This window comes from Odoribacter laneus YIT 12061 (genome assembly GCF_000243215.1).
GTDB lineage: Bacteria > Bacteroidota > Bacteroidia > Bacteroidales > Marinifilaceae > Culturomica > Culturomica lanea.
In genome coordinates this window covers 2,053,194-2,070,645 of sequence record NZ_JH594596.1, presented here as the reverse complement: position 1 = coordinate 2,070,645, position 17,452 = coordinate 2,053,194, and the positions used below count along the sequence as shown (strand labels likewise).

Genomic DNA, 17,452 nt, shown 5'->3' with positions numbered 1-17,452 from the left:
ATGGAAGAAAAGTTAAATTATAAAGAGGCTATGGCTGAAATTGAAAGTATTGTAGCCTTGCTGGAAGAAAATAAACTGGATGTGGATGAACTGAGTGCAAAAGTAAAGCGGGTTTCCCAGTTGATCGCCTTTTGTAAATCGAAACTTCACGACACGGAGGAAGAAGTGGAAAATATTTTAAAATCAATGGAAGAGTGAAGCAAAGTCTGAAATTCTTCGGAGGATTGTGGATGGTTTTGTGTTTGGGAGCGACTGCTCTGTACGCCCAGTCGGGTTTAGCTTTGGAACGTTTGTTGGCCAATGCCGGCTTGAGGAATGCTGTTATGGGAATAGCTATACGGGATTGTGCCGATGGAAAAGAGGTATTCAATTATCAGGGACAATTGGCTTTGCATCCGGCTTCTGTAGCTAAATTACTCCCTTCGGCTTGGGCATTGGAGAAAAGAGGGGCAGATTTCTGTTTTAAGACCCGTGTCTTTTATTCGGGAGGTATCCGGGAGCATGCTATCGAAGGAGATGTGGTGATTGTACCTTCGGGAGACCCCACGCCGGATTCCCGTTATTTTCCGGATTCCTGCTTTATCCGTAAATTCGTTTCGGTGTTGCGGGAAAAGGGCATACATACCATAAAAGGTCGTATTATCGTCCAGGGGGAGAGTGAGGAGGAGATACCCGGCTCCTGGCCTTGGGAAGATATTTCCAATTATTATGGAGCTCTTTGTCATCGTTTTAATTACCGGGACAATACCTATTGCTTAAATTTTACGACGGGAGCCGCAGGAACGACGGCTCGCTTGCTTTCGGTAGAACCGGCTTTGTCTGAAATTCGTTTTAGAAATCAAGTAAAGGCGGCGGCCTCTGGAGGAGATAATGCCTGGATATACGGAGGGCCTTATAGTAATGTGTTGTATGTTAAAGGTACTTTGCCTGCCCATCAGGCTTCTTTTCAGGTGAAAGGAGCCATGCACCAGCCGGAAAAATATTTTATAGCGGAACTGACGACTTATTTAAAAAAAGAGGGGATAAAGATAGAGCAACGGATACCAAGAAATACAACGCTGGAGGAATTATGGGTATATACTTCGCCTCTGCTGGAGGAAATCGTGTTTCATACCAATAAATCCAGTGTAAATCTTTTTGCCGAAGCCTTGGGGCAATTGATGGCTCCTTTTCAGTATGAAAGGGCTCTCAAACGATGGTTGTCCGGACAAGGGATAGATACGTCAGGAATCCTTTTAAAAGATGCCTGTGGCTTGTCGCCGCAAAATGCTATACCGGCAGAAACAATTGCTCATTTGCTCTATACCCAGCGGAACAACACAGCCTGGGTATGTTCTTTGCCTGTAGCCGGTACGGATAGGGGATTGAATGTTTACCTCCGGCATCATCCGGTTTTGAAAAATAAATTATCTGCCAAAACGGGATCTTTCTCCGGAGTTCGTTGTCTGGCAGGTTATCTGACGACCTCTTCCGGAAAACGGTTGGCATTTGCCTTTTTTATCAATAATTACACCTGTCCGGCTGCTGTTGTGTATGAAGCTGTGGGTGCTTTTTTGTCGGATTGGGTTAGTTATTAACGTGCTGTTTCTTTCAGATCTTTCATTCCTTTCTTTTCCAGATCTGCCCGGCTGCGGCTGGTCGTGACAAAGAATACGCCTGTAAATACCAGTATAACTGCCAGGACTTTCAACATATTGAAATGGTCCATGCCCCAATAGATGGCTACGCTACTGGCAACGATGGGTTGGATATAATTGTACATACTGGTAACTGTGGGGCGCAAATAACGTTGTCCCAGAGGAATGAGCAGATAGCTGATAAAAGTGGCACAGAATACAACGGCCACCAAGCCGGTGAGGACGCTTCCGCCTAGAGATAACCAGTCTGTGGATAGAATTTCAGGGTATGAAAAAGGAATCAGACAGATAGAAGCGTAAGTAAACATCCATTTCATCAGAGTGATGGGCGAATAACGGGCGGTTAATCCTTTATACAAGACGAGATAGAAAGAAAAACTGAGTTGTGCGAGTAAGCAGAGCAAATCCCCCCAGATATTACTATTCCCTGCAGCGTTTTGCTGTCCGCTCACAATCAGTAATAAAGCTCCTAGGGCGCCTAAAAATACCCCTGCTAATTTTTTACCTGTAACCGGCTCCCGCAAATAAAAAGCTGCGATGATCATGGTAAGGATAGGGGAACTGGTGGTTATAATAGATGCATTGATCGGTGATGTCAGACTTAATCCAAATATAAAAGATCCTTGGTTGAATACAATTCCTAACAGAGAGGCAAAAAAGAGCAGCAGCAGATCTTTAGACGCTACGTGCTCGGGTTTGGTGAAAACAGACGCCAGCCAAAATAAGCAAGCTGCTCCCAACATACGGCAATCCGTCAGTAATAACGGAGTCACAGCACTGGCCAATACCAGTTTCGAAACTGGTGCCATAAGTCCCCACATCACTTCCGCTCCCCACATGGCCCCATGTCCTTTCCATTCGTTTTTTGTCATATCCAGATTCTTAGCAATGCCTTTTGCCGGCCGATAAAATTCAGCGAAAATATATATTTTGAACGGGATTGAGAAAGAAGAGAAAATGAATTTTATCCTTATTCTGAAAACAGACAGACGATCTCTATTTATTTTGTACGGAAAATGATTTTATTCTATAACTGAGCAGACAAGCATAGAGGGAGATTATAAGTAAAGGTAGGTGTAAAATTCCTATATTTATTGTATAGGGATTCAGAAAAGAAAGCATATTATAAAGGCCTATAATAAAACCGATGATCGCTGTAACCCGGTAAGTGACAATGTTTATGCGTGGGATGTTCAACGTCATAAGAGTTAGAAACAAGGGCGTTGTCAAGCAGAATGCTGTTGCCGAATTCTTATAGACGAAATGTGCCGGATTGAAGTTGAAACCGTCGGCAGATAAGGGACACAGATAGGCAAACAGTGAAAGCAGTATCATCCAGCTATATTTCCATTGGAAAGGGGAAAATGAATAATCATTTTTCGATTGAAATATTTCGATGACCCACACATAAGCTACAAACAGAAACATGATAACATTAACCGTAACTATACTCCAGCCATATTTTTCGGTGATGGCTATATTTTGGACAAAAGCGAAAAGGATATAACTTACAGCAACATAGAGATTAAAAATAAGTTTCATCCTGTTTTTGAGAACAATCAATAAAACAAGTATTATTAAAGATAAAATCTGAAAATAAACAGAGTAACTGCTAATTTTTAATTGGATGGAATTTGTAAGTGTGGTATAAATGATCGTATTGATCTGTTCCACTTGGAAATTTTTACTGGCATAAGGGAGAAACAGGAATTGGGAAATAACCAGTATGACAAAGAACCACCACTTTCTGGTTATATAATCTATTCTTTCCATTTTGTTACCGCATTAAATTTACGAAACAAAATTAGGATTTCTTATTGACCGAAAATTGTAAAAAACGGTCACATTCATTTTTTGATAAATCTTTAGGTAATTCTCCCGTATATTTTTTCACTTCTTTTATATAGTGCGATTGATCGTAATAATTTGAATCGGGATACAGCGTCCCGTTTTTCAGCGCTTCAAAAGAATTTCTGAGTCTGATTATATTTAAAAAGGTCTTTAAAGAAAGTCCGAATTGATGATTGAAATACCGGTTGATTTTTCTTCTGTCCCAAAGGATTTTTTCCGCTATTTCTTTTACGGTTAGATCCGGGGAATAGACTGTTTGAAGGAGAGATAATTTCTTCCGGTCTATTTCTTTTTCGCTGAGCATATGGGATATTTTTCCGGAAATCTCTTTTGTTCTATCTTCGAAAGAAAGATTTTCCCATTTTTTTAATCCCCAAAAATTGGAGTCCAAGGGCATCGTAGTATCCCGTATCGAACAGATCTCTTGTTCAAAGAGATACTCGGATGCTGAAAGCGGAAACCTGATGGCAGAAACGATAATTCCTTTCGGAATAAAAACCTCAAAAGGTTTTGTCCTTAATCCCGATAAAAAGACAGAGAATAAATGCTGTTGCTCAAATATCATAAAAAGTTCAAAATAACCATTGGGGAAAATGGTATATTGAGCATCTTTATCCTTGTTTTCATACTTCCAAAAACATTTTACAAAAGATGAAATTTCATTTGTAGGGGAAATTTCGACATAATTCATAGCCTTCTGTCTGTTTTAGGGCTTATTTGCAACCGCTTTTTATTCTGCCTTTTTCTAAACCTTGTTTTGAATCCTATCCAGTGCCTTTCTTTGCATTCTTAATCGGCTACAATCTCCTTTTAGTATTGCTGAATTTCGCCTTGTTGCCGAAGGGGTGCTGCTACAATTAATTGTACAAATATAAGATAAAAGACGATATGCAAATAAAACGAATCGGAAATCTGTAAAAACAAAAATCGCAGTAAAGTTGTGTTTTACTGCGATTTTATAATTATTTGTGATTTTTATTTATCACTTTTTATTTGACTTCTTCAAAGTCTACATCGGTTACTTCCTGGTCTTTGCCGCTGTTGTTGGTTTGTTGGCCAGCGTTGGGATTCCCCTGAGGACCTTGTTGTGCGCCGCCTTGCTGTTGTTGAGCCTGGGCATTGTACATTTCCTGTGAAGCGGCCTGGAAAACGTTGTTCAGTTTGTCGATAGCGCTGTTGATACGATCGATATCCTGAGCTTTGTGAGCGTCTTTCAGTTCCTGCAGAGCCGATTCGATCGGTGCCTTTTTGTCTGCCGGCAGTTTGTCTCCGAATTCTTTCAGTTGTTTTTCTGTCTGAAAGATCATAGAGTCTGCTTTGTTGATCGTATCGATCCGTTCTTTTTCTTTCCGGTCGGCTTCAGCATTGGCAGTTGCTTCGTCTTTCATCCGTTTGATATCGGCATCGGACAAACCGGAAGAAGCTTCAATACGGATAGATTGTTCTTTACCTGTGGCTTTGTCTTTAGCAGATACGTTCAAAATACCGTTTGCATCGATATCAAAGGTTACTTCGATCTGAGGTATTCCTCTGGGGGCCGGTGGAATGCTGTCCAAATGGAAACGACCGATCGTTTTATTGTCTTTTGCTAAAGGACGTTCTCCCTGTAAGATATGAATTTCTACAGAAGGCTGATTATCGGCAGCTGTAGAGAAGACTTCTGATTTTTTCGTCGGGATGGTTGTGTTGGCCTCGATTAATTTCGTCATTACTCCGCCTAAGGTTTCAATACCCAATGACAGCGGGGTAACGTCCAACAACAATACGTCTTTTACTTCTCCTGTCAAAACACCGCCTTGGATAGCAGCCCCTACAGCTACTACTTCGTCCGGATTCACACCTTTAGAAGGAACTTTACCGAAAAATTCTTCTACTTTTTTCTGAACAGCAGGAATACGGGTAGAACCACCGACCAAAATGACTTCGTCAATTTGAGAAGCTTGTAAACCGGCATCTTTCAACGCTTTTCTACAAGGTTCAATAGTGGCTTCTACTAATTTATAGGTCAGTTGGTCGAATTGAGCTCTTGTCAGTGTTCTTACCAAGTGTTTGGGAATACCGTCTACCGGGAAGATATACGGAAGGTTGATTTCCGTAGTTGTAGAACTTGACAATTCGATCTTTGCTTTTTCGGCTGCTTCTTTCAGACGTTGGTGAGCCATCGGATCTTTGCGGATATCTACGCCTTCATCTTTTTTGAATTCGTCAGCCAGCCAATTTATGATAATATCATCGAAATCATCACCCCCTAAGTGGGTATCCCCGTTTGTAGATTTTACTTCGAATACGCCGTCGCCTAATTCCAGGATAGAGATATCAAAAGTACCGCCCCCTAAGTCGAATACGGCGATCTTCATATCTTTGTCTTTCTTATCCAAACCGTATGCCAAAGCGGCAGCTGTCGGTTCGTTGATAATACGTTTCACACTTAATCCGGCAATTTCTCCGGCTTCTTTGGTTGCCTGACGTTGAGAATCACTAAAATAAGCCGGAACTGTAATCACAGCTTCTGTAATTTCCTGTCCCAGATAATCTTCAGCTGTTTTCTTCATCTTCTGGAGAATCATGGCTGAAATTTCCTGCGGAGAGTATTTCCGATCGTCGATGACTACCCGGGGAGTGTTGTTGTCTCCTCTCACTACCTCATAAGCTACACGTTTAACTTCGTTTGCTACCTGATCATAACTTTCTCCCATAAACCGTTTAATCGAATAAATGGTTTTTCTCGGGTTTGTAATTGCCTGACGTTTAGCCGGGTCACCTACTTTTCTTTCTCCGTTATCCACAAATGCAACAATTGAAGGGGTGGTACGTCTGCCTTCACTGTTCGGAATTACTACCGGCTCATTACCTTCCATTACGGCTACGCAAGAGTTTGTAGTTCCTAAGTCAATTCCAATTATTTTTCCCATAATGCGTTTTATTTTATTTGTTTATATTATTCGTTTTCTTTCCTCTTAAGGTTTTCCCTTGAATACGATTATCTTTTAACAAACCGTATGCCATTTTATTCTCCCTTCCATTTTTTGTAAAAATGTCGGATTTTATATAAATAAGATTATGAAATGTCATGTTTCGTGTCAAAACGTCATATTTGTTGTATACGCATCCCCACGAAATGGGTTGAGTCATTCTTCCGTTAAATTTTTTTAGATTCTTCATTCTCTCTTTTTTCTTTATTCTTTTTCTATCTTTGTCTCTGAATGAGTTAAGGATTTTACGGTATAAGGTGGGACGTGTGGGGAAAAGGAAATTGTCTTGTAAAGTAAGTTAGCTATAGTATGAGCACAAAAAGTATCAAAGAAAAGATTTTGCTTTTATACGATTCGCCGGTAAAGGGGAGGGAAGAAAGTAAACCGGGAAATTACGAATGGGAAGTAAGGAGCCTACCGGAATCGGTTACACAACAGGAATATATACAATTGTTGCATTCTACGGAAGCGGAAACAGTGCTTTTGGTGAAGAATGGTCTTTTCTCTTGGTCGACGATTGCCGATGTTGTGGGAAATTATCTGAACGAAAAGCATTCACATTGTGTGGGTTACGTAAATAATTCCGGTAAGCAAAGGAAAGGGAGCGGCATACTTAATCTTTGGAAGGCAGATGAAAAAGTGATAGAAAGTCCTCTTTTTCTGGGGCCGAAATCTTTTTTCCTAAAAACGTATGCCGGGCAGGATTTATGTGCCGAGCCGATGAAGGCTGTCGGATATAGCTTGTATAAAACTGCAGGAATCAAGTTCTGCCCGATAAAAACGAAAACCGATATCGGAAAGAATCTTCTTCCCCCCAAAGAAAATAACCGGAAGCTATTCTGGAATTATGCTTTTCGTATTCCTTTTACTTATCTGTTTTCGGGTAAATTTTTTAAAGAATTTTTTCAGGCATCAGGCAAAGCTCCCCGGGAAATGACATTTCGGGCTCTCCTGTTTCTCTCCGTCGCTTTTGCTTTTGTATTTATGCCGTATATCAGCCAAGATTACGGTATTACGGGTGATGAACCAGTCGATTCCCGGCATGCAGCTTATGTGCTGGACTATTTTACCAAAGGGGATCCGGCTGCTCTCCATCAACCGAAAACCGCTTTGCATTTATACGGTATTTCAATGCAAGTAATGGCTGCTGCCATATGTGATGTTTTCCACCTTGATAACTATTACGAAGTGCGGCATGTCATCTGTGCCTTGAATGGGGCTTTAGGAATTTTATTTGCAGGATTGCTCGGGTGGAGGCTGGGAGGAGGAGTATGCGGACTTTTATCTGTATTGCTGCTGTTTTTTACTCCCCGTTATTTCGGACATAGTATGAACAATCTGAAAGACATTCCCTTTGCCGTCGGTTATTTAATGGCCGTTTATTATACCATCCGCTTGTTTGATTATTATCCTTTCTTCCGGTTGCGGCATATGATCGGTCTGATTTTGGGGATAGCCCTGGCGTTGGGCACCCGTTCCGGCGGATTGATTTTGTATCCCATGTTATTGATGTATGGCGGATTATATTATATTTCTGTCTATGGGTTAAAAGAAAGCTATAAAATTGGTAAATACCGTAAGCCTCTTGGGACTATTTTGCAGGTCTTTATTGTCGTTATTGTCATCAGCTATATACTGGCCATTTTGCTGTGGCCTTTTGCTTTGCAAAAGCCGTTGACGAACGTATTGTTCTCTTTGCAAAAGTTTACCAACTATAGCATCGGTTTGAGGACTATATTCGATGGGGAACAAATGATGTCCAATATGTTGCCCTGGAAATATGCTCCGAAGTATTTGTGGATCGGTATGCCTTTGATAACGGTGTTCGGATGTATAGGGGTGGGCATTTATATGCTGGTGAAACGGAAAGCTTTCACGCTACCGCTTTATTTTGTATGCTTTGCTTTTTTGTTCCCTTTGTTTTGGATAATTTATAAAAATTCAAACCTGTACGGGGGAATCCGGCACATGCTATTTGTTATTCCGCCAATGGTAATTCTGGCTGCTTTTTTCTGGACAAAACTCTTGGAGTACAGAAATAAATATTTGCAGATAGGAGTACTGATCGGGATGGGAGGATTGTTGGCATTACCGGTTATTCATTTTTTCAGGAATCACCCTAATCAATATGTATATTTCAACGAGTTGGCGGGAGGGTTGAAAAAATGTTATGGAAATTATGAAACGGATTATTATTTCAATTCGCTCAAAGCTTCCGCAGATTGGTTTAAAAAAAACGTTCCCTTGGCAGCCGATCGGAAAACGATTATCGTCACTCAGTTCCCGGACGGCGTTTCCTATTATTTCCGAAAAGATACCAATGTTAAGGTGATATATAGCCGTTATTACGAAAAGTATTCAAAGAATTGGGATTACGCTTTATTGGGAAATGTATATGTAAACCGGTTTCAATTGCAACACGGTTTATATCCTCCTGTTGAAAATCTGTATTCTCCTGCTGTAGACGGGTATCCTATGTCCTGTGTTGTAAAGCGGCCGACTAAAAAAGATTTGCAAGGTTTTGAACTGGAAAAAGAGAATAAGATTTCCGAAGCGTTGCAGGCATTTGAAGAATATACGGCAGAGGAGCCCGGAAGTGAGGAAGTGTGGGCCAGAATGTCGAAATTGTATTATGTAGACAAACAGTATGAGAAAGCATTGAAAAGTGCAGAAAAAGCCCTGTCTTTACATCCGGCATTAAATGAAGCTCTGTATATGCAGGCAATGTCTCATATCAAACAAGGAAATTATCCGGCGGCTTTGTCTGCGACAGAACGGATGCTGGCACAGAATTCCGTTTCGGTGGATGCTTACTACCTGAAAGCATTGGTTTATTTCTCCATGAAAAATTACCAGGCAGCTATCAATGATCTGAATAAATTACTGAATATACGTCCCAATTATCCGAAAGCTTTGTTGCTGGCTGCTGATATTATGCATATAAACGGGGATTACAGGCAGGCGGCTGATTTATACAACCAGGCTGTAAAATACATTCCGGATATATCGGCATTGACTCATTTAGCAGATTGTCTTTGCCGTATAAAAAATTATGCACAGGCGGAACAGATTGTCCGGAAAGTATTGAAAGCGGAACCAAACTATCTGGCGATATTAAAGGTAGAATTGAGATTGAGGCTGATGCAACGCAATTATACGGAAGCGGCTCGTTTGCTGAAGCGTTTGGAGGGAATAGATACTGACGCTGAATTATATGTTCTGCGGGCTTTATATATGCAGACGGTAAATAAACCTGGAAATGCAATGGCCTTGTTGGATAAGGCCTTACAGCTAGAACCGGAGAATCGCGAAGCACTTTTTTATAAAAAGAAAGGAAATTCGGCATGGATTTGAAAGAAAGACGGCAAATGAATACGGTAAAGCGGCATCCTTGGGAAATGTCGCGGGCGCAGGTGATTGCCGACTTGCTGAAGTTGAATCCGGAACGGGAATACCGGATTTTAGATATCGGATGCGGAGATTTGTTCCTGGAGGAATATTTGTTAGAGCGATATGCACTTCTTCAGTTTTATTGTGTAGATATTGCTTACTCAGAAGAAGAAGTAACTGTTCTTAATCAAAAAAATAAACGGATAAGGGTTTATAATAATTTTGCCGATGTAGCGGATGAAGTGAGGCAGATGGATATCGTTTTGTTGTTGGATGTAGTAGAGCATATCGAAAGGGAGCGGGACTTTTTGGAGGAGCTGATAAGCCGGCCTTTTTTTACGAAACAAACTGAAATTTTAATTACCGTTCCTGCTTTTCAATGCTTGTATACCTCTCACGATCATTTCCTGGGGCATTACCGCAGGTATTCTTTAAAGGAAATAAGGAGGCTCGTTCAACAAGCGGATTTAAAATTACTGACGTCCGGTTATTTTTATATGTCTTTGTTGATTCCCCGGATGTTAAAAAAAGGGAAGGAAAATCTGGTGGGAAAGGGTAGGGATACGACGGGATTGGTAGAATGGAAAGGAGGGGCAGGATGGACTTCTTTTCTAAAAAAAGTATTGACTTTTGATTATCGTACGGGAAAGTTTTTTAAGGCAATGGGATTGTCTTTGCCTGGTTTATCAACTTATGTACTATGCCGAAAAAAATCTGTATCATAGTGCCTTGCTACAATGAAGCAAGCCGTTTGGCCGTAGAGATTTATCTGAATTTTCTAAGGGAAAATGCGGAGATGGATATTTGTTTTGTCAATGATGGGAGTTCGGACGGTACGGACAAGGTTTTGGAAAACATGCAGTCTCTTTGTCCCGAACGTATCCTGCTGTTAAACAAAGAACAGAATCAGGGAAAGGCTGAGGCCGTACGTTCCGGAATCGAGTGGGTACTGGAGAAAGGATGGTACGGAAGGGTCGGATTTATGGATGCGGATCTGGCGACCCCGCTTGCAGAGGTCTGTCGTTTGGCCAAAGTATTGGAGACCGAAAAAAATACAGCGGTCGTTATCGGGTCGAGAATCAAAAGAATGGGAGTAAAAGTCAGTCGGAATTTATGGCGCCATTATATGGGGCGTGTCTTCGCAACCATTGTCAGTATACTTTTCCGTTTAAATGCTTATGATACACAATGCGGTGCTAAGATCTTTACGGTCCCGGTAGCCCGGGAAATATTTGCTCAGACTTTTCATTCTCCTTGGTTGTTTGATGTGGAATTATTACTTCGGATACGGCAAAGGCATCCGGATTATAACGTTATTGTAAAGGAAATTCCTCTGGATGTATGGGAAGAGAAAGGAGGAAGTAAAATCCGCTTTTCGCATTTGTTGAAAATGCCTTTCGAATTGTGTGCGATTTACCGGAAATATCGTTGAACTTTTCTTTGCTCTGAACCGGGAAAACTAAAAAGTAGTATTTATACCCAAGTCTGATATAGCAAAATACCTTAATTTTGCATATTGAATGAAATATGCTTTAAAGTGAAAACATTGGAAATGACCGATTATGTCTTGGAATCCCGTTGTTGTGGGAAGAAATTTAGGGATGGGGATTGGGAGCTGGACTGTCCGAATAAAGATGGAGCTGCTTTGATTTTTGTGCAATATGCCAAGAAGCAGTTGGAGGTAAAAGAGTATCTACCGGGGCTTTATAAATTTTCAGATTGGTTGCCTATCTGTCGGACCTTGGAAGGTTCCGGGGCTCCTGTTACCTATAAGAGTGTCGGATTGGCAAAGGAATTGGGATTAACGAATCTTTATGTTACTTTTAATGGATATTGGCCTGAGAAGGGAGCTTTTATGATGACGGGGGCATTTAAGGAGTGTGAAGCTTATGCCGTATGCGCCCGTATCAATCAGAATAGTGATAAAATCATGGTGGTCGCTTCGGCAGGAAATACCGCCAGGGCTTTTGCCAGAGTTTGTTCTGAAAACAAGATTCCGCTTTTATTGTGTATTCCGGCAGATTGCGTGGATGCAATGTGGTCGGCTCAACCCTTGAATCCTTGTGTAAAAGTAATTGCAACCGAGAGCGGGAGTGATTATTTTGATGCCATATACCTCTCCAATATTATTTGCCAGATGGAGCAGTTTTATCCGGAGGGAGGAGCAAAGAATGTGGCCCGACGGGATGGAATGGGAACGACTGTTTTATCGGCAGTTACGACGATCGGCCGGATTCCGGATTATTATTTCCAGGCTGTAGGAAGCGGTACGGGAGCTATTGCTGCTTGGGAAGCTAATAAACGTTTTATCGTTGACGGACGTTATGGAAAAAATCTGATGAAACTAATGGTGTCTCAGAATATACCTTTTACGCCTATGTATGATGCCTGGAAAAAAGGATCGCGGAATTTATTACCGGTAGAAGATGAAACGGCCCGGCGGCAAGTGGGGGAGATTTGTGCCAAAGTGCTTTCCAACCGTAAACCTCCTTATGCTGTAAAAGGGGGCTTGTTCGATGCCCTGACCGAAACGGGGGGAGATATTTTAGTAGCTACTAACGAAGAAACCTTATCGGCAATGGAAGTATTCCAGCGTTTGGAAGGATGTGATATTGAGCCTGCTGCCGGCGTAGCTACGGCTTCTTTAATAAAGGCTGTCGAAGAAGGACGAATCGCTAAAGATGCCGTTATTATGTTGAATATTACAGGGGGAGGCATTGGCCGTTTTAAAAAAGAACACAAGTTAGTATATACACAACCGGACTATATCTTCCGTTTGGATGCCGATCCGGAGTTTGTCAAAAAAACAGTTTCCGGATTATTTGCTTGATCCGGAAGAAATAATAAAACGGGTTGTCGTGTCGATAGGAACCCGGCACAGAAATAGAAAGAATGGGTTTTCGGATAACCCGTTCTTTTTTTGTTGCTTAATATGTTATATCTTTGTCCTTCAGAAAGGAATAGAGTAAAATTCCTTCCGGAGAAATCCCTGCTTTCTAAAAGTATTAATTTCCTGACAAATGCAAAAGTATAGAATCAGACTGAAAAAATACGGTTCGCTGGATTTTTATTATGCTATTTTACGAAAAGATTGGAAGAGATCGACAATTTTCGGCGATATGTTTTTAAAAATTCTGGCCGTACTCGTGATATCGGGACATCGGTTTATAAAAGATTCCTGCATTGTTTCGGCATCGGCTCTTACATTTTATTCCGTATTGTCTCTTGTGCCGATTGTGGCTTTGGTATTGGGAATTGCTAAAGGCTTCGGGGTTTATTCTTTGTTGGAAAACCAGTTGCATCAGCAGACTTTTACGAATCCGGAAATTGTGGATTTTGTCCTGCAGTTTGCCAATCAGGCTTTGGAAAATACGCAAGGGGGACTGATTACGGGTATTGGAATCGTTTTCTTATTGTGGGCAGTAATAAAAGTGCTGGGCAATACGGAGTTAGCGATGAATCAGATCTGGGGAGTGGTCAGGGGCAGAAGTGTCACTAAGAAGTTTACCGATTATCTGTCGATAATGTTTATCGCTCCTATTTTTGTTGTTTTAATCAGTAGTATAAACGTATTTCTCACTTCTAACCTTCAGACAATTGCCATGGAGGATGGATTTTTAAGCTATGCCAGTTCGTTAATTATTACCTTACTGAACTTTTTGCCCTTTATTTTAGTGTGGATGTTATTTATATTTCTCTATATGTTTATGCCGACTACCCGGGTCCGGTTCAAATATGCCTTACTTGCAGGGATCGTAGCGGGTTCTGTTTATCAGGTGGTACAATGGTTTTACATCCGTTTCCAAATCGGGGTCAGTTCCTATAATGCGATATACGGGAGCTTGGCTGCTCTGCCACTGTTATTAGTGTGGTTGCAATTGAGCTGGAGTATTGTCCTTTGGGGAACGGAACTATGTTATATCATGAAGAACCGGCATTTTATGTTCCGGGATGTTATGGACAAAGAGAGCCGGTGGATAGATAATATAGACCTTTCTTTACAGGTGCTTACGTACATTTCCAAAGAGTATATACAAAATAATGGTGTACCGACTTTGGAGAAGATCAGTGCCGAACTGTGTATGAGCACAAGTAAATTGCAGGTAGTGCTCCAACAACTGACAGACAAGGGAATATTGGCGGAAACAGGAAAAGAAGACGATCGCTCCTACCTGCCTGTAATCGATTTATACCAGCTTTCCTGGGCGGAAGTTATTATACGCTTGTCTAATATCGGAGACCGAAACGAGGATGAGTGGGAAAAACGTTTTGTAAAGGCAATTTATCAGGAATTTGGAGAGGAAAAATTCGCTTACCCTAAACAGAACCAATAACTTTCTGCCTGTCTTTCAATTTGGGATTTACAAATAATTTTAGTATATTGTGCTCAAATTTTAGAAATATGCGGAAAAAAATAGAGTTGGAATATATTTTTTCATCATCTGTCAAAGTCCTTTTTTCACGCTTGAGCACGGCTGCTGGGTTATCTGAATGGTTTGCAGATGACGTAATACAAAAAGATGGAAAATTTATCTTTATTTGGAATGGAACAGAGCATCCAGCAATATTAGTCGATCAAAAAAATAATGTGTTTATCCGTTTCCGCTGGGAAGATAGTGAAAATCCGGAAGAATATTTTCAGTTCAGCATACAGGTTCATCCTTTAACGGAGGATGTTGCTTTATTGATTACCGATTTTACAGATACTGAAGATGAAGCAGATACTATTGGATTGTGGAATAAACAAATGGATATACTGCATCGTAATTTGGGGGCATAGTAAATTGACGATTTGAATTGTTTTTATAAATATTGGGAAGGAATCTTTCTAAACCCAACTTTCTCATTTTCAAATTCCCTAATTTTTTCTACATTTGTGGCTGCTTAATACGATGGTTTGTAGATGAAGAAATTACACGTGTTTATGCTGAAAAGTTTTAGTGGTCCTTTTGTGGCAACTTTCTTTATCAGTATGTTTGTATTATTGATGCAAATGCTATGGCGTTACATTGATGAGTTGGTAGGAAAAGGCTTGGATTTTTCCGTAATAGCTGAATTGTTATTTTATTTTTCCGTTTCTTTGATACCGATGGCTTTGCCTTTGGCAGTCCTGCTTTCTTCGATTATGACTTTCGGTACTTTAGGGGAAAACTACGAATTGATTGCCTTGAAGTCCGCCGGTATTTCTCTCTATCGGATTATGTATCCCTTGATCGTATTTATTATATTCCTTACAATTTTTGCCTTTTTCTTTTCGAATAATATATTGCCGGTGGCGAATTTGAAAGCCGGGAGTCTTTTGTACGATATAAAACGGCATAAGCCGGAATTATCCTTTAAAGAAGGGGTTTTTACGAATGATCTGGAAGGGTATAGCATCAAGATTGATAAGATTAACAAAGAGACCGGGATGATGTATAATATGTTGATCTATAATCATAAAACAGTACCCGGAAATTATGAAGTTACCCGTGCCGATTCCGGTATTATGGTCAGTAATCCGCAGGATAATGTCATGGAATTGGTGCTTTTTCATGGACGTACCTATACGGATGAGGGGATGAAAGCGACGAACCGGAGAACTTTCCCTTTCAGGAGGTTGAAGTTTGATAAGCAAAGTTTGTTGATCGATTTACCGGGGAATGAATTGAAAAGAACGGATGAGGATATGTTTCGTTCTGCGATTATGTTGAACCTGAATCAGTTAAAATATACCATCGATTCTTTACAGAAGATTGTAAACGATCGGAAGGAGACGGATGCTACGCGTATATTGAGTACGGGATTTGAAAAAAGTAAGGTTGCCAATGTAAAAAAAGATAGTATCTTTCGTGTGGAGACCCGGGATTGGGTGGTCGATGTGGACAGTTTATTTGCGGAGTTTGATCCGGAAGAGCAACAGAGAGCCGTGGCAAGTGGTTTAGAATATGCCCGGAATGTAAAGGCTACTACGCAGAATAGTATGAGTTATACTTTGAAACAGGAAGAACAAATCCGGAAAAACCGGATAGAATGGCATAAAAAATTTACACTTTCTTTTGCCTGTTTTATTTTCTTTTTCATCGGAGCTCCTCTGGGAGGTATTATCCGGAAGGGAGGTTTGGGGATGCCGGTCGTCGTTTCGGTATTGCTGTTCATCATTTATTATGTGATTTCCATGATTGGAGAAAGATCCGCACGGGAAGCCGTTTTAAGCGTATGGTTCGGAGCCTGGATGTCGTCGATTATCCTGTTGCCTTTAGGCGTATTGTTAACTTATAAATCCGTTACGGATTCTGAAGTATTAAACGGAGAAGCTTATTCTAATTTCATTAAAAAGATTACGGGCTTTTTTAAACGGAAAAAAAATGGCTGAGCATAAGTTGAGAATTGTATACATGGGTACCCCGGATTTTGCGGTGTTGCCGCTGAAGAAAATAATAGAGGCCGGTTTTCAGGTGGTGGGGGTGGTTACGAATCCGGATAAACCTGCGGGCAGAGGACAGAAATTTCAGGAATCAGCAGTCAAGAAATATGCCAGAGAAGTCGGTTTGAAAATTCTTCAGCCAGAGAAATTCCGGGACGAACATTTTTTGCAGGAACTACAAGCGTTGAAGGCTGATTTGCAGTTGGTTGTCGCTTTTAAAATGTTACCGGAAGTCGTGTGGAATATGCCTCCTTTGGGAACGGTAAATTTACACGCTTCTCTGTTACCGGATTATCGGGGAGCTGCTCCGATCAACCGGGTATTGATGAACGGAGAGCGGATGACGGGTGTAACGACTTTTTTGTTGAGACAGGAAGTGGATACCGGGAATATCATATTTCAGCAAAAAGTGGAAATCGGTGCGGATATGACAGCAGGAGAACTGCACGATATCTTGATGGAAACCGGCGCAGATTTATTGCTGAAAACCGTAGAAACGATTGAGAAAGACGATTATCCTTTAGTAGATCAGAGGAATTTGTTGAAAGGCCGGGAAGCTATCATGGCCCCGAAGATTTTTAAAGAGGATATGAAAATTCATTGGGATTGGGAAATAGACAGGATTTATAATCATATCCGTGGTTTATCCCCCTTTCCGGCTGCCTGGACAGAATTGAAAAATAAGCATACCGGAGAAACGGTGTCTTTGAAAATTTTCAAGGCAGATAAAACGGAAGAACAGCATTCCCATTGTCCCGGAGAATACGCTATAGAGCATAAAGATAGCTTATCGGTTTTTGTCAAGAAAGGCATCCTACATATACGAGAAGTACAATTGGCCGGGAAAAAACGCATGCCTGTTTCTGAATTTCTAAAAGGCTTTCATCTGGCCGATTACTTTTTTACACATTAGGGACGTGCCCTATTGTGTAATTTTCTTCTTTTTCCTTTGCAATGATTGCATATTTGCCGTATTGTCATTTAAAACCGGATTATTTATAGAATAGCATCCTTTCTTTTTGAATGCAGACTTCCTGAAGGAGAGGGGATTATTCACGCTGTTAAATTTTGGGTAAAAAAATGGGTATAAAAATTTGGAAAAGGGGTAATAATTGTTTTATCTTTGCACCCGCTTTCGGGAAGAGTTGCAGGAAGGGAAAGGGGTAAACAAACCGAAACGCGAGTTCTTAAAAAAA

General features: G+C 40.8%; 14 protein-coding genes. 10 read left to right on the top strand and 4 right to left on the bottom strand.

Annotated elements, in window-relative coordinates; translation table 11 throughout:
- Both xseB and dacB read left to right on the top strand, forming a co-directional pair.
- Positions 1-198, top strand: coding sequence for an exodeoxyribonuclease VII small subunit (gene xseB, locus HMPREF9449_RS08640; RefSeq protein ID WP_009136874.1), 198 nt, complete (start codon positions 1-3; stop codon positions 196-198).
- Positions 195-1,577 carry a D-alanyl-D-alanine carboxypeptidase/D-alanyl-D-alanine endopeptidase gene (gene dacB / locus HMPREF9449_RS08635; protein ID WP_009136873.1) on the top strand — a complete coding sequence of 461 codons (1,383 nt, stop codon included), beginning with the start codon at positions 195-197 and terminating at the stop codon, positions 1,575-1,577. The genes xseB and dacB overlap by 4 nt, the downstream gene beginning before the upstream one ends.
- On the opposite strand, the gene HMPREF9449_RS08630 is transcribed toward dacB, so the two are convergent.
- The 4 genes from HMPREF9449_RS08630 to dnaK all read right to left on the bottom strand — a co-directional run bounded on the left by HMPREF9449_RS08630 (position 1,574) and on the right by dnaK (position 6,400).
- On the bottom strand, positions 1,574-2,509 hold the full coding sequence (locus HMPREF9449_RS08630) for a DMT family transporter (protein ID WP_009136872.1): 936 nt from the start codon (positions 2,507-2,509) through the stop codon (positions 1,574-1,576). The two genes, dacB and HMPREF9449_RS08630, sit on opposite strands and share 4 nt — an antisense overlap.
- Positions 2,510-2,633: 124 nt before the next feature.
- A complete protein-coding gene (locus HMPREF9449_RS08625; RefSeq protein WP_009136871.1) occupies positions 2,634-3,410 on the bottom strand; it encodes a hypothetical protein in 777 nt (258 codons plus the stop codon).
- Between the two features lie 31 nt (positions 3,411-3,441).
- Positions 3,442-4,179, bottom strand: coding sequence for a helix-turn-helix domain-containing protein (locus tag HMPREF9449_RS08620; RefSeq protein WP_009136870.1), 738 nt, complete (start codon positions 4,177-4,179; stop codon positions 3,442-3,444).
- Positions 4,180-4,477: 298 nt separating this feature from the next.
- Entirely contained in the window at positions 4,478-6,400 is a 1,923-nt protein-coding gene (gene dnaK / locus HMPREF9449_RS08615) for a molecular chaperone DnaK (protein ID WP_009136869.1), read from the bottom strand.
- Between the two features lie 369 nt (positions 6,401-6,769).
- Here dnaK and HMPREF9449_RS08605 point away from each other — a divergent pair, with 369 nt between their 5' ends.
- From HMPREF9449_RS08605 to fmt, 8 genes are all read left to right on the top strand, one after another.
- Positions 6,770-9,814, top strand: coding sequence for a tetratricopeptide repeat protein (locus tag HMPREF9449_RS08605; RefSeq protein WP_009136867.1), 3,045 nt, complete (start codon positions 6,770-6,772; stop codon positions 9,812-9,814).
- The gene (locus HMPREF9449_RS08600) at positions 9,805-10,575 is read left to right on the top strand and encodes a class I SAM-dependent methyltransferase (protein WP_009136866.1); all 771 of its coding nucleotides are present in this window, start codon (positions 9,805-9,807) and stop codon (positions 10,573-10,575) included. Before HMPREF9449_RS08605 ends, HMPREF9449_RS08600 begins: the two co-directional genes overlap by 10 nt.
- The gene (locus tag HMPREF9449_RS08595; RefSeq protein ID WP_009136865.1) at positions 10,551-11,282 is read left to right on the top strand and encodes a glycosyltransferase; all 732 of its coding nucleotides are present in this window, start codon (positions 10,551-10,553) and stop codon (positions 11,280-11,282) included. Before HMPREF9449_RS08600 ends, HMPREF9449_RS08595 begins: the two co-directional genes overlap by 25 nt.
- A 120-nt stretch (positions 11,283-11,402) precedes the next feature.
- The gene (locus HMPREF9449_RS08590) at positions 11,403-12,680 is read left to right on the top strand and encodes a cysteate synthase (RefSeq protein WP_009136864.1); all 1,278 of its coding nucleotides are present in this window, start codon (positions 11,403-11,405) and stop codon (positions 12,678-12,680) included.
- 190 nt (positions 12,681-12,870) lie between these two features.
- On the top strand, positions 12,871-14,184 hold the full coding sequence (locus tag HMPREF9449_RS08585; protein WP_009136863.1) for a YihY/virulence factor BrkB family protein: 1,314 nt from the start codon (positions 12,871-12,873) through the stop codon (positions 14,182-14,184).
- Positions 14,185-14,252: 68 nt separating this feature from the next.
- Entirely contained in the window at positions 14,253-14,630 is a 378-nt protein-coding gene (locus HMPREF9449_RS08580; protein ID WP_009136862.1) for an START-like domain-containing protein, read from the top strand.
- 123 nt (positions 14,631-14,753) lie between these two features.
- On the top strand, positions 14,754-16,205 hold the full coding sequence (locus HMPREF9449_RS08575) for an LptF/LptG family permease (RefSeq protein ID WP_009136861.1): 1,452 nt from the start codon (positions 14,754-14,756) through the stop codon (positions 16,203-16,205).
- Positions 16,198-17,169, top strand: a complete 972-nt coding sequence (gene fmt, locus HMPREF9449_RS08570; RefSeq protein ID WP_009136860.1) for a methionyl-tRNA formyltransferase — start codon at positions 16,198-16,200, stop codon at positions 17,167-17,169. Before HMPREF9449_RS08575 ends, fmt begins: the two co-directional genes overlap by 8 nt.
- The last annotated feature ends 283 nt before the right edge of the window (positions 17,170-17,452 follow it).

Bases quoted from the DNA above. Each gene is read 5' to 3' on its own strand.
- HMPREF9449_RS08600 (WP_009136866.1), top strand. From the start codon at position 9,805: ATGGATTTGAAAGAAAGACGGCAAATGAATACGGTAAAGCGGCATCCT.
- HMPREF9449_RS08620 (WP_009136870.1), bottom strand. From the start codon at position 4,179: ATGAATTATGTCGAAATTTCCCCTACAAATGAAATTTCATCTTTTGTA.
- dnaK (WP_009136869.1), bottom strand. From the start codon at position 6,400: ATGGGAAAAATAATTGGAATTGACTTAGGAACTACAAACTCTTGCGTA.
- HMPREF9449_RS08625 (WP_009136871.1), bottom strand. From the start codon at position 3,410: ATGGAAAGAATAGATTATATAACCAGAAAGTGGTGGTTCTTTGTCATA.
- xseB (WP_009136874.1), top strand. From the start codon at position 1: ATGGAAGAAAAGTTAAATTATAAAGAGGCTATGGCTGAAATTGAAAGT.
- HMPREF9449_RS08580 (WP_009136862.1), top strand. From the start codon at position 14,253: ATGCGGAAAAAAATAGAGTTGGAATATATTTTTTCATCATCTGTCAAA.
- fmt (WP_009136860.1), top strand. From the start codon at position 16,198: ATGGCTGAGCATAAGTTGAGAATTGTATACATGGGTACCCCGGATTTT.
- HMPREF9449_RS08630 (WP_009136872.1), bottom strand. From the start codon at position 2,509: ATGACAAAAAACGAATGGAAAGGACATGGGGCCATGTGGGGAGCGGAA.
- HMPREF9449_RS08595 (WP_009136865.1), top strand. From the start codon at position 10,551: ATGCCGAAAAAAATCTGTATCATAGTGCCTTGCTACAATGAAGCAAGC.
- HMPREF9449_RS08605 (WP_009136867.1), top strand. From the start codon at position 6,770: ATGAGCACAAAAAGTATCAAAGAAAAGATTTTGCTTTTATACGATTCG.
- HMPREF9449_RS08590 (WP_009136864.1), top strand. From the start codon at position 11,403: ATGACCGATTATGTCTTGGAATCCCGTTGTTGTGGGAAGAAATTTAGG.
- HMPREF9449_RS08575 (WP_009136861.1), top strand. From the start codon at position 14,754: ATGAAGAAATTACACGTGTTTATGCTGAAAAGTTTTAGTGGTCCTTTT.
- HMPREF9449_RS08585 (WP_009136863.1), top strand. From the start codon at position 12,871: ATGCAAAAGTATAGAATCAGACTGAAAAAATACGGTTCGCTGGATTTT.